This is a genomic window from Bacillus sp. CCNWLW194 (genome assembly GCF_037120585.1).
GTDB lineage: Bacteria > Bacillota > Bacilli > Bacillales > Bacillaceae_G > Bacillus_A > Bacillus_A basilensis.
The window spans coordinates 91,333-105,064 of record NZ_JBBBBL010000011.1 but is presented as its reverse complement, the minus strand read 5'-3'; the positions used below and the strand labels follow the sequence as shown (position 1 = coordinate 105,064).

The window sequence follows — 13,732 nt, the reverse complement described above, 5'->3', positions numbered from 1 at the left end:
AATAAAATTATTAAAACTTCAAAAATGAGGGTAATTAATAGCATGTTAATTGGTGAAAAGGTATTAATAATTATGTTCATAGAAAATCTCTCAAAGTTAGTTTCGTACATATAATTGGGGAGGGTACAAGAATGAAGAAAAAGATGAAAAAATTCACGGCAGTTGTAGCACCAGTTTTGGCAATGAGTATGGCTTTAACAGCATGTTCTGGATCTTCTGGTGGGGAGAAGAAATCGACTACAACGTCTAATAATGGTGGGGAAGAGAAGAAGTCTGATATTAAATATGCGGCAAAGCAAGTGTTAAATCGTACAGAAACGAATGAAATTCCGACGATGGATACTTCCAAAAATACAGATACACTTGGCTCACAAATTTTAGGGAATACGATGGAAGGTTTATATCGCCTTGATAAAGACAATAAGCCAATCCCAGCTGTAGCAGAATCTAGCACAAAAAGCGAGGATGGTAAAAAATATACATTTAAACTACGTAAAGATGCAAAATGGTCAAACGGTGATCCAGTAACAGCGAAAGATTTCGTATTTGCATGGCAACGTCTAGTAGATCCAAAAACAGCTGCTGAGTATGCATTTATCGCTTACTATATTAAAAATGCGGAAACAATTAATCAAGGAAAAGGAGAAGTTTCTACATTAGGTGTAAAAGCGGTAGATGATTATACGCTTGAAGTGGAACTAGAAAGACCAGTACCATATTTCTTGAACTTAATGGCATTTGCGTCTTACTATCCATTAAATGAAAAGTTCGTGAAAGAAAAAGGGAATAAATTCGGTTTAGAGTCTGATACAACACTTTATAATGGTCCATTTGTGCTTACTGATTGGAAGCATGAGCAAGGTTGGAAATTAAAGAAAAATGAGCAGTATTGGGACAAAAAGACTGTAAAACTAGAAGAAATCAATTATAGTGTAGTAAAAGAACCAGCTACTAGAGTAAATTTATATGACACAGGTGCGATTGATTTCACACTTTTATCAGGTGAATTTGTTGATAAGTATAGAAATAATAAAGAAGAGTTTGGCGCATATTCGGAAACAAGTACGTTTTACTTACGTCTAAACCAAAAACGTGGTGGGCAAGATACACCGTTAAAGAGCAAAAAACTACGTGAAGCAATTGCATTATCAATTGATAAGAAAGCTTTAACGAATGTTATTTTAAATGATGGTTCAAAACCAGTGGATTACTTAGTACCAAAAGGTTTAGCGAGTGGACCAGACGGTAAAGATTTTGCAGAAACGTTCAAGAATGGTTTAAAACAAGACTCCAAAAAGGCAGTGGCAGCCTGGGAAGAAGCGAAAAAAGAACTTGGAAAAGATCAAGTAACAATTGAACTGTTAAATTATGATACTGGTAATGCGAAAAAAGTTGGGGAGTATGTAAAAGACCAAGTTGAAAAGAATTTAAAAGGTGTAACAGTAAATATTAAACTGCAGCCATTTAAGCAAAAACTAAAATTAGAATCAGACCAAGATTATGATTTCTCATATGGCGGCTGGAATCCAGATTATGCGGATCCAATGACATACCTTGATATGTTTGAAACAAAAAATTCGCAGAATCAGATGAGCTATTCAAATTCAAAATATGATGACATTATTACTAAAAGTAAGACGGAATGGATGGCTGATGCGAAAAAACGTTGGACAGAGTTAGGGAAAGCAGAAAAATTGTTAATTGAAGATGATGTAGCGCTTGTACCTTTATATCAAAGTGGTAGATCATATGTTATGAAACCAAATGTAAAGGGGATTGTGAAACATAATATTAGTCCGGAATATAGCTTTAAATGGGCGTATGTAGAAGAGAAATAAAAAAAAAGAGAAGAGCATTTTCAAGTTGCGGTATAGCACTAGGAAATGCTTTTTTTATGTGCACGATTTATTGATGGGTGAATATATGTATTATAGAAAATTTAAAGGAGAATTCTATGAAACGAAACACATACATCGATTTCTTAGCGTATTACGGAATAGGGAGTGCTCATCCTGGCGGTTTTACGTTAACAAAACAATTGTTAGCACAACTGCCTTTTAGATATGGAGCTAACGTCCTTGAGATAGGCTGTGGTACGGGGAAAACAGCAGCGTATATGACAAAAGAATGTGGTTATAAAGTAACGGCGGTTGAACAGAATGAGATTATGATTCAGAAGGCGAAAGATAGATGGTCGTTTGAAGGAATAGACATTCAATTAATTGAAGGAAAGGCAGAGCAATTACCTTGTTTGCATGACTCATTTGAATTGGTACTCGGAGAATCGATACTTGCTTTTACAGAGAAAGAAAGGGTTATCTCGGAGTGCTATCGTGTATTACAGAAGGACGGAAAGTTAGTTGTAATTGAAATGATTATTAATGCCCACATTGGGAGGGAAGAGGAAGAGAAAATCGCCCAATTATATGGCATGAACGAACTATTAACTGAGAGTGAGTGGATTCAATTATTTCAGAAAGCAAACTTTAGGCGGGTTACAATTGCTGGCGGTGGCACAATTGCAGAAACAATCTCTAGCTATATAGAAGAGCCAGAATGGAATGTATCACAATTTATTCCGAATGAGTTATATGAGGCATGGGTACAGCATGAAAATGTACGACTTATGTACCAACATATTTTAGGCCATCGTATTTTTATATGTGAAAAATAAAGAAAAAGAGTTGGCTAAAGGTAGTCAACTCTTTACTTATGTTAAATGAAAAATAATGCAGCCAATGTAATTCCGAAGATGAAACCAAATCCGAGTTCAACACCCCAGCCACAACCGCCGCCTCCCCAGCCGCCGCAACTACCACAACCACGACCGCCACATCCACAGCCGCTGAATCCACCACCACAACCAAATCCACAACTATCACATCTGTTAAGGCCGCCGCAAAGATCACAACCACCGTTTGCATATGCGTCGTAGTATCCGAATCCTGAATCAAAAGATGAGTGCTGTTGCACTGGTTCAATCCATACAGAGCTATTTGTCACATCAATTATTTTCCCTAAATGAATGCGACCATCACGATCTTCAATGCGAACGACTTTACCGAAATAACGTCGGCACGTATCATAACATTTTTGTCTATGCATGTTCTTTCCTCCTTCCGCATTACAGTAATACGATATGTAAAGGGGACAAGTGCGGCTTGTACGAATGTCCTAACTATCATAATTGTTATAGGAAAGGGGAAATATAGGAAGAGGATATATAAGGAGGAAAAGTCATGAAATCTACAGATCAGTTTCAGACATACGAAGTACCGTGGGAAGAGTTTATTGAAGCATTGCGAGAGGAAATGAAGAAGCAAGTAGGGGCAGACATTATTGATACAGTAGTTTGCAATTTAGAAGATGGCTTTGAAGTGTATACATATGTGCAGGGGGATTTGGATTTTGAATATAAGGAAGCACTGGAAAGAAAATACGGGAGCGATGCAAAAACTCCTAATGTGTTAACGATTATGTTATTAGCTAGTATTTATAGTACAAGTGAAGAGAATATACGCTTGCATACGGATAATAAAGATAATCCAGTTGTTAAGGTATATGTGAAGCAATAAATCAAACTTTTTGCTAAGTGTTTTGAATATAAAAAGTAGGAAAAGTCTGTTTTAAGTGTAGAGCTTAAACAGGCTTTTTTTACTTATATAATGGGGTAGAGAGTGCGAGAGGAAATATTACCAAGTTAATATAACTATTTACATAATAATTTTATGGTGTGTTCGTTGTCCTAAAATACAAGTCATATATCTTGTATCCTCTCATAAATTTAAACATAGGAATTTGTCTACAAAGGTGGCGAAGCCTCATCATGAAAATTCGAATTTGTGCCACATTCATGTTGTTTCTATTTATATGGTTACATCCTTTTTGGACTTTTGCAAAAGGAGAGGAGGCAAAGGAAAGGGTTGTTTCACTTGTATATGATGATTCGGGCAGCATGAGAAATAACGATCGCTGGAAATATGCCAATTACGCTTTGCAAAGTTTAGTTGCGCTATTAGATGAAAAAGATAAATTTTCCTACGTTCCAATGAGCAAGCCGAATGATCCATTAAACATTTCGTTAACGAAGGATAAGAGACAAACGGAAATTGAGGGAATTGGAGCATGGAAAACGTATTTAAATACTCCGTTTAGCGCAGTAGAAACCGCGATGCAATCTATAAAAAAGGAAGCAGATATAGATGGGAAACGTGAATTTTGGCTTATTGTATTAACTGACGGGGCATTTAATGATTTAGAGAAAGATAAGGTTGGCGGAAAAGAACAAATTACACAGAAGTTAGCACAGTTTAAGAAAGAAATGGATGTAAAAAAGATATCGTTACATCCAATTTTAATTACGATGGAAGAGGATTTAGGACAGCAGGAAAAGGCACAACTAAATACGTTTAAAGAAATATGGAAGAAAGAGATAAATGGAGTTACGATGCCATCTAGTGGAGAGGATGGCATCGTAAAAAGTGTCAATCAAGTGGCAGCATTAGTAGCAAATCGTGATCCATTCTCCTCTGTTGAATCGATTGTAAAAACGAAAGTAGTAGGAAAAAAAGTAGAGATTACAACACCATTTCCTTTAAAGCGTATGACACTTGTACAACAATCACCTTCTTTGTCTAATTATCAGGTCACACAAATTTCTAAACCATTACAATTACAATCTTCTTTTTCCATACATGCACCAGGAGAAGCGAAATTATTCGGAAATATAGTTCATATAAGTACGGAAAATGAGGAAGTTATTAAACCAGGAACTTATACGATAGAAGTGGACCAGGATATTGAGAAAGAAGGGTTACAAGTACTTGTTGAACCGGCGCTTAATTATACGGTTTCTACTTATGACAAAGAAGATAAGGATAGAAAAAAAGTTGAGGAAATGTATGAAGATGTGACAGCTGTTATTGAAGCAAAGCCTACTGAGTTGCCAGTTCAGTCTTCTTACTTCCAGGCAGAAGTAGAAATAGACGGAAAGCAATATGCAATGAAGTGGGACGATAAAAGACATGTGTTTTATTACGAAACTAAGCTTACTAAAGGATTAGTACGTGGGAAAGTTCATATGAACATAAAAGGATTCTACAGACAGACGAAAGAATTTAAAATTGAAACAACTAAAAAGCCTGAATTATCACTTCAAACTGTCACGAAAGATTATGAAGAAAAAGTATCAAATTTAGAGAATAGTAAACCGTTTATTATACAACCACAGTTAGATGGTAAGCCGATGAAAGAAGAGGCTGTAAAGAAACTATTAAAATCTACTGGTGTCACATCTAAACAATCAATCAACTATGAAATAAAACAACATGGTAATCAAATTTATATTTATCCTCGACCTCATTACTCCGACACATTCAATTTTACAGATACCGGCACCGTAGAAGCTACCATCGTAGTGCAGGATTCAAAATTACAAGAAGTAAAGAAAAAAATATCACTTCATATTCAAAATGCACCGTTTTATGAAAAGTATGCGCTTATTTTTAAGTTTGTTATTCCTATCACTTTATTACTGTTAATAGTAGGAATAATCGTTTTAGGATGGATTGTCCGTCCAAGATTTCACCGTAAAGCACTATTGTATTACGAATGGGATCAAGAGGTAGCGAAAGATTGGTTATATCAATCTGAGCCAGAGTTACTTAAAAATAAATGGTGGAAACATTATTTTGGTATTCCGTATAGAGCAGAAAGAAAGACTGTGCAATCCGTTACGTTTATAGCAAAGAAAGGATCGAAATCAATATTTGTAGCGAAAGAGTCACAAGTAGTAGGAATGATTATTGATGGGATGTTTATAACAGAGGATGAGGTTGGAATGGAACATAAGACATTATATCCAAATGAACTTTTAGTAATTGATAGAGGATATGGTAAGGAGATTTATAAATACGAGTGTGAATAATAGATGGGGAAAAGAGTAGAGTACTATCTTCCCCCCTCTTTTTAAACAAGCAAGAATAGGAAGGTGGTTCACATGACGTTACAAGTTCCAACAATATTAATTGGTTTAGGTGGAATCGGTAGTACTGTGACACATCAAATATATGAAAGGCTACCTGAGGAGCGCCGAAAAAAGGTAGCAATGCACGTATTTGATACTGATGTGAATACATTGAGTAAATTTGATCATATTCGAAAGTTTAAGACGCAAACGAGTTCTAGTAAAACGCCTAGGGAGTATATTGCGGGAGATCCGACGATTCCAGAGTGGTTTCCAATGGACCCGACTATACTTGATAAACCACTGACAGAAGGAGCAGGACAGTTGCGCGTTATTTCACGTCTAGCGTTACGTGCTGCAATGAAAGAAGATAAACTCACCTCCTTTTGGCAAGAAATCGAGAAAATTTTCCCGGTTACAAGTGATCAAACGGAATATGGTGTGCGTGTCATTATAGTAACATCACTAGCGGGTGGAACAGGTTCAGGGATGTTTCTACAAATTGCATTATATTTACGTGAAATGCTTCGGAAGAAATTGCAACACCACAACATTTTAATACGTGGTGCGTTTCTAATGCCTGATGTGTTAGTGAAGACGAGAACGGTTAGTGCGAAAGAATTTGAAACGGTGCAAGCAAACGGCTATGCATCGTTAAAAGAATTACATGCCATTACACTCGGTTCTACCGGAGAATTATCAAAACGCGGTGGCGTTACAATTGAATTAGAATATCGACCTGACCAAGTAGATGAAGACGGCAGAACGAATCATACAATTAAACAACATCATTTACCGTACAATTATTGTTTCTTATACGATTACGAAAATCTGCATGGACACCATCTGCATAATTTATCAGATTATATGGAGCAAATGGCAAATACGATTTATTTACAGTTATTTAGTCCGATGTCTGCAAATCATTTTGCACAGGAAGATAATCAAATTCAGCAATTAGCAGAATCAAGCGGGAAAGGACGATATTGCGGGGCAGGAACGGCAAAGATTATTTATCCATATGAGCACGTGTTAAAATATTGTGCTTTAAAATGGGCCGTGCAAGGTTTAGATGAATCTTGGCTTCATTTAGATCAGTTGTTTCAAGAGAAGAAGCAAAGATATGACCAAGATGTAAAACGTGGTATGCAGCGTGAAAAGCCAGAGCGCGGGAAAAGTTATTTAGAAGACTTAGAACATCTTGCTACTCGTCCTGAACAGGCTCATATTTTCTATAGACAAATGTACAATGAAACACGTGAAGGAGCAGAAGGCGGTAAGGTCGGTGTTGCGAAATCTAAACTGTTTTTAGAAGCTGTAGAAAGTTATGTACAGCGTACGGTGCAAAAAGACGAGGAATTAAATCGTCTGCAGCATGAGTGTAAAATTTCGGCTGCGAAGCTGAAAATGATGGAGCAAATGAAAGGTGAAGTAGCAAGGGTGGATCATGCGGTTCGTTTATATGCGTATGCGATTCCAAGCCGTGTACATGAACATGTAACGACACTATTGTATGACATGATTGAATCAGACCGTTTTTCACCAAGTGGTTCTGAGGGACAGTCATATCAACTAAATACATGGTTTTTAAAGAAAACAGATCCTGTTCATCCAGTATCAGCTCGTTTTATGTTGTATGAAATTCGAAAACAGTTAGTAGAAAAAATGAATCGACTACATGAAAATAATGAGCAAAAGCGTAATTTAATTCAAAACTACGATAAGAAATTTAATGTGAGTAATATTGATGGAACGGTAACAGCTGTGCGCCGAGTAGAAATTGCGCAGCAACAAGGCTGGTTTGGAAAAATGATTAATAATCAGCAACGTTTGTTTAAAAAAGAATTTGAAGATATTGTAACGCAGTACGTACACAAATTAAACGAGTATCGTAAAGAAATGCTATTAGAACTCGTGTATCAATCACTATATCAAGCAGTTAACAAAATGATTCAATATTGGGAAAGGTTTTTTGATAATTTACATGAAACACGTGAAAATTTATTGTTTGAAATTCAAAAACGAAGCAAGGAATTTGAAGGGAAAACAAATCCAACGAATGTATACGTATTAGCTGAAGAGAAGTTGCAAGAAAAGATTTGGCAAGATATGCAGCAACATTTAAATTTAGGTGTATTACCGAAAGATATATCTGCGGAAATTTATATGAGTTTGTACGGGGAATATTGCCGAGATGCGAAAACAGAAGAGATTCAATCGAAAAAGGTAGAAGACTTTTATCGTGAGCACATATTAAGTTATTGCTACGATGAATTACAAATACGCTATCGTGATAAATTAGAGCTAAATATCGTTGAGGCGTTACGCAAAGAAGCGGATTATAAGAAGCGTGATCGTGATGAATACGTTCGTGAAAAAATTGAAGACTTGTTCCATTTAGCTAGCCCATTCGTGCCAAAAGTTTCCCATCATAGGGAATTACAATATTGGGGGATACACCCATCTTTAAAGAAAGAACTGCAAGAGGAATTAATTCAAGAAATGTTTAAAGAAAAAGATACAGTACACGAAGCTTTTTCACCATTTGAAGTCATTTGTTATCGTGCGCATTACGGTTTATCTTTGCAAGACTTTCCTAAGCTTTCATCTGGACATATTGCAAATGGATTTATGAATGATAAAGGTGATTATTTTCAATCTTATTATCGCCGTGTGAATAAATTAAATAGTAAAAAATCTAGTTTAACACCGCATTTAGATAAGTATTGGCACTTACCAGCATTCATGCCAGATTTAAATGCAACGCAAACGAAGTTAGATTATGATAAATGTAATCGAGCTCTTCTATACGCGTATATATATCGCTGGATTAGTTTAGTTGCTGTTGATGGCCAGTTCGTGTATCAATATAACGGTGTTGGACGTAGCTTTTTAATTCAGTCGATGGGAAAAAATATTTCAAGCGAAAGTTACAAATTACACAGAGCGTTGCTCCATAACCCATTTATTTATGAAAACATCTTGTCCAGATTTGAAGAAGAACAAGAAAAGGCGATGATACAAGGTGGACATTTATATACACATCCATTTGTATTAGGTGCTCAAGATATTAGATGGCTTCGTAAAGAGCATGTCCATAATATTTTAGATATGATTTTAATGTATGACCGTGAAGCAAAATATGACCCAACGTTAGAAGAAACTTCTGATGAATTATTAAGGTTATTCCTTGATGAAATTGAGTTATATTTCCAAAACTATTACGGTACAGGTGCCGATATGGTTGCAAAGAAAGAGAAAGAAATGTTTATTAAACAATTGTGGGATCGTTCGTACGCAAAAGGTTATGTAGATCCAAATAGTGCTCCTTATAAAAAGTGGCAAAATTTATTAAGCGTTCATGATGAAGAAGAAACGCCAAAAACGAATGTATAATGAATGAAAAGGGAATCCTTAAAAGTGGCAATACAACTTTAGAAAAGAGGGATTCCGATGCCGTTTTTAGGAAGTGTATATCAAATATTTGGATTGTATCCAGAAATTTATTATGGGATGATTTCAGCTGAACTCGCAGAGCAGCAAAGATTGGAACAAGCGGAAAACGAAGAACCAGAAACAGAAGCGTAACTATATAGGAAGCTTCAAAATAAAAATGATACACGCTACTTGCTCTTTAAACGTATAAGAACAAGTAGCGTGTTTTTGCTATTTAATAATCTCGTTTTCTAAAATTTTAATAGTAGGTTTTACTTTTACAGTAGCTTTTGAAAAAGCACTAGGCCAATCGCTTTCAACCTCTTTCCATTTCTTATATTGAAATGCTCTCGCATAATCACCAAATCCGAATGGATCGAGTTGCTGTTTTTGAATTTTGTGGATTAAATCGTTTAAATCTTCGTTTAGTTGTTTCGTAATAAGTGAAGTTAATTTCTTTTTATCAGCATCTATATTCATGTTGAATGTCATCTCAGATACCGCTATATTAAAATTCATTTTTATATTAAATTGGAAGCGATTATCGCTATAGCCGGTCCTGATTTTTCGTTTCATAGTAAGAACATTTATTGTTGCGAAATCGCCACTGATTATAGTTTACTTTATATGGGCTATTATGGATAGTTTCATACGGACATATGCGTAGTTTAAATTTTATATTGTATATTTTTAAATTTAACGCTATAATTATAGTGTTAAAGATGGAATCGTGATATGACCTGTTATGAATCTATCGTTTTATTTATGAATAAATGGATTGGTATTTTAGCAAGATGTGCTAATAAACTACTCCACCATGATAATAACGTGCCGAAATGTGGTGCGTATATTTTCGTGGTGGAGTTTTTTTATTCTCAAAAAGGGGGAAAGACCATGAATGACAACATGGTTCATATTACAATTGACGGAAAAAAGTATACAGCGGAGCCCGGTTCAACGATATTGGGTGTTATTAATGAGAACGGGGTTGAACATCCGCAAATTTGTTACGTGCCAGAAGTAGATCCTATTCAAACATGTGACACTTGTATTGTAGAAGTTAACGGAAAGTTAATGCGCTCTTGTTCGACAGTGGCGACGGAAGGTATGAACATTGAACTGGCTTCTGGTCGAGCGAAAGAAGCACAAACAGAGGCGATGGATCGGTTACTAGAAAATCATTTATTATACTGTACAGTATGTGACAACAACAATGGGAACTGTAAGTTGCATAATACAGCAGAATTAATGGAAATTGAACATCAAAAATATCCTTATGAACCGAAAGTAGATGTAAGTGAAGTTGATATGACGCATCCATTTTATCGCTATGACCCTAATCAATGTATTGCATGCGGTCAATGTGTTGAGGTGTGTCAAAACTTACAAGTAAATGAAACGTTATCGATAGACTGGGAAGCGGAACGCCCACGAGTTATTTGGGATGAAGGAGTAAATATTAATGATTCTTCATGCGTTAGTTGTGGTCAATGTGTAACGATTTGCCCTTGTAACGCTTTAATGGAGAAAACGATACTTGGTGAAGCTGGATTTATGACGGGATTAAAACTAGATATTCTTGAACCGATGGTAGATTTAATTAAAGAAGTTGAGCCTGGATATAGCGGTATTTTTGCGGTATCAGAAGTGGAAGCGGCTATGCGTGATACTCGTACGAAGAAAACGAAAACAGTATGTACATTTTGTGGTGTAGGTTGTTCATTCGAAGTGTGGACGAAAGGGCGTAAAATCCTTAAAGTACAGCCTTCTTCTGATGCACCAGTTAACGCAATTTCTACTTGTGTAAAAGGAAAATTTGGCTGGGATTTCGTAAATTCTAAAGAACGAATTACGAAGCCTTTAATTCGTAAAAATGGAACGTTTGTTGAATCTACATGGGAAGAAGCGTTGAATGTAGTTGCAAGTAAACTAGGGTCTATTAAAGAAGAGTACGGTAAAGACGCTATCGGTTTTATTTCTTCCTCTAAAATTACGAATGAAGATAATTATGTGATCCAAAAATTAGCTCGACAAGTATTTGAAACGAATAATATTGATAACTGCTCACGTTATTGTCAATCACCAGCGACAGACGGATTATTCCGTACAATTGGTATGGGCGGAGACGTTGGAACGATTAAAGATATCGCACAATCCGGTCTTGTTATTATTGTAGGTTGTAATCCGACAGAAGGTCATCCTGTTTTAGCTACACGTATTAAACGTGCGCATAAATTACACGGACAAAAATTAATTGTGGCTGATCTTCGTAAAACAGAAATGGCAGAGCGTTCAGACGTCTTTATTAGTCCAAAACAAGGAACAGATCAAGTATGGCTAATGGCTGTTACGAAATATATGATTGATCAAGGTTGGCACGATCAACAATTTATTGATGAGAACGTAAACTTCTTTGAAGATTTCAAAGAGAGTCTTACAGAATATACACTTGAATACGCAGAAGAAATGACTGGCATTTCAAAAGAAACACTTATTCAAATGGCTGAAATGATTCGTGATGCAGATGGTACATGTATCCTTTGGGGTATGGGAGTAACGCAAAATACAGGTGGATCTGATACTTCCGCTGCGATTTCAAACTTACTTCTTGCAACAGGTAATTATCGTCGTCCAGGTGCTGGTGCATATCCGCTTCGAGGTCATAATAACGTGCAAGGTGCTTGTGATATGGGTACTTTACCAGGATGGCTCCCTGGATATCAGCACGTTACGAACGATATGGAACGTGCGAAATTTGAAATGGCTTACGGAGTGAAAATTAATAGTGAACCAGGTCTTAATAATATTGAAATGTTGCATGCAATTGACGAGGGGAAAATGAAAGCTATGTATCTTGTCGGAGAGGACATGGCTCTTGTAGACTCTAATGCGAACCATGTACATGAAGTGCTATCAAGCCTTGATTTCTTCGTTGTGCAAGATGTTTTCTTATCTAAAACTGCTCAATATGCAGATGTTGTATTACCGGCAGCACCGTCTCTTGAAAAAGAAGGTACTTTTACAAATACAGAACGACGTGTACAAAGACTCTATCAAGTTCTTCCTACGCTTGGAGATGCGAAGCCAGACTGGTGGATTGTGCAGGAAGTTGCGAATAAATTAGGTGCAAACTGGAATTATAGCCATCCGAGTGAAATATTTGCTGAAATGGCAAGTTTATCACCACTATTCTCACAAGCAAACTATGAAGTACTTGAAGGATGGCATAGTTTCCATTGGGGAAGTTTTGATGGATCGAATACACCACTACTTTTCCAAGAAGGATTTAACTTCCCGGATAAAAAAGCTCGTTTTGCGATTGCTGACTGGGTACGTCCAGCTGAATTCCCAGCGGAGTTCGATCTTCACATTAATAACGGGCGTATGCTTGAGCATTTCCATGAAGGGAATATGACAAATAAATCAACAGGTATTCAAACGAAAGTACCTGGCGTTTTCGTTGAAGTTTCTCCAGCACTTGCAAAAGAACGCGGAGTGAAAACAGGTTCATTAGTTCGTCTCATTTCTCCTTTTGGAGCGTTAAAATTACGTGCACTTGTAACAGATCGTGTAAAAGCGAATGAGTTATATTTACCGATGAACTCTACTGACAATGAAACGGCAATTAATTTCTTAACAGGTCCTGCAGTTGACACACGTACGAATACACCTGCTTATAAACAGACGAAAGTACGTATGGAAGTGTTAGAAGTTGATGGCGAAAATCCGATGCCAAAAGCGAACCCACGTAATAAAAAACGTCACCCTCAAGCCGGTATTGAGGTACATCGTAAGTGGGCGCGTCAAGGGTATGTGCATTTAACGGATAAGTAGGAGGAGAAAAATATGGCTGCACCTATAAAAATGATTCAAAAACAAGAATTAACTGAGGAAGAAATAAAACAGCAAAAATTAGATGATTTAAAAGAGCTTCTAGCTAATAATGAAGACGCTCTAAATCAAATGTTTAATATAGTAGGGGAATTGAATGATATTGGCATGCTAGAAGCAGCAAATTCTATGCTAAAGGCGAAAGAACCAATCGCAAAGATTGTTCTTGGCCAAGTGACTCGTGAGCCTGTTACAAATTTAATTAATAATATGATGGGGGCTGCGGGTGCTTTAACAGAACTTGATCCGGAGCTTACGAAAAAGCTTATAGGTAGCTTATTAGTAGGGCTAGAAAAGGGTAATGAACATCTAGAGAGTAATAAAAAAGTAGGGGTATTCGATCTTATGAAAGTATTGAAAGACCCAGATATTAACCGTGCTATCGGGTTTGGGCTTCATTTCTTAAAAGGTATGGGAAAAGGATTAAAAGAAGAATAAACT

The 13,732-nt window shown here is 36.4% G+C and carries 9 protein-coding genes and 1 pseudogene; 8 read left to right on the top strand and 2 right to left on the bottom strand.

The annotated features are described in order from the left end of the window. Positions 1-131: 131 nt before the first annotated feature. Positions 132-1,838 carry a peptide ABC transporter substrate-binding protein gene (locus tag V7S50_RS23265; protein ID WP_242255161.1) on the top strand — a complete coding sequence of 569 codons (1,707 nt, stop codon included), beginning with the start codon at positions 132-134 and terminating at the stop codon, positions 1,836-1,838. A 116-nt stretch (positions 1,839-1,954) separates the two neighbouring features. Then, complete coding sequence (locus V7S50_RS23260; RefSeq protein WP_063221258.1) at positions 1,955-2,674, top strand: class I SAM-dependent methyltransferase; 720 nt, start codon at positions 1,955-1,957, stop codon at positions 2,672-2,674. Between the two features lie 41 nt (positions 2,675-2,715). Here the strand turns inward: V7S50_RS23260 and V7S50_RS23255 are convergent, their stop codons facing one another. Beyond that, entirely contained in the window at positions 2,716-3,105 is a 390-nt protein-coding gene (locus tag V7S50_RS23255) for a hypothetical protein (protein ID WP_147808916.1), read from the bottom strand. Positions 3,106-3,239: 134 nt separating this feature from the next. Here V7S50_RS23255 and V7S50_RS23250 point away from each other — a divergent pair, with 134 nt between their 5' ends. The 4 genes from V7S50_RS23250 (at position 3,240) to V7S50_RS23235 (ending at position 9,553) form a co-directional block, all read left to right on the top strand. Further along, positions 3,240-3,575, top strand: a complete 336-nt coding sequence (locus tag V7S50_RS23250; protein WP_242255163.1) for a hypothetical protein — start codon at positions 3,240-3,242, stop codon at positions 3,573-3,575. Positions 3,576-3,826: 251 nt separating this feature from the next. Then, positions 3,827-5,926 carry a vWA domain-containing protein gene (locus tag V7S50_RS23245; RefSeq protein WP_242255165.1) on the top strand — a complete coding sequence of 700 codons (2,100 nt, stop codon included), beginning with the start codon at positions 3,827-3,829 and terminating at the stop codon, positions 5,924-5,926. Between the two features lie 72 nt (positions 5,927-5,998). After that, on the top strand, positions 5,999-9,361 hold the full coding sequence (locus tag V7S50_RS23240; RefSeq protein WP_098608083.1) for a tubulin-like doman-containing protein: 3,363 nt from the start codon (positions 5,999-6,001) through the stop codon (positions 9,359-9,361). Between the two features lie 57 nt (positions 9,362-9,418). Next, positions 9,419-9,553, top strand: a complete 135-nt coding sequence (locus V7S50_RS23235; RefSeq protein WP_001116178.1) for a hypothetical protein — start codon at positions 9,419-9,421, stop codon at positions 9,551-9,553. Positions 9,554-9,631: 78 nt separating this feature from the next. Here V7S50_RS23235 and V7S50_RS23230 read toward each other — a convergent pair. Beyond that, positions 9,632-10,003: pseudogene (locus tag V7S50_RS23230) on the bottom strand (Ger(x)C family spore germination C-terminal domain-containing protein); the annotation flags it as partial. Between the two features lie 291 nt (positions 10,004-10,294). Between V7S50_RS23230 and fdhF the strand changes: the two are divergent. Continuing rightward, positions 10,295-13,234, top strand: a complete 2,940-nt coding sequence (gene fdhF, locus V7S50_RS23225) for a formate dehydrogenase subunit alpha (protein ID WP_242255167.1) — start codon at positions 10,295-10,297, stop codon at positions 13,232-13,234. Between the two features lie 12 nt (positions 13,235-13,246). Next, positions 13,247-13,729 carry a DUF1641 domain-containing protein gene (locus V7S50_RS23220; RefSeq protein ID WP_000729893.1) on the top strand — a complete coding sequence of 161 codons (483 nt, stop codon included), beginning with the start codon at positions 13,247-13,249 and terminating at the stop codon, positions 13,727-13,729. The last annotated feature ends 3 nt before the right edge of the window (positions 13,730-13,732 follow it).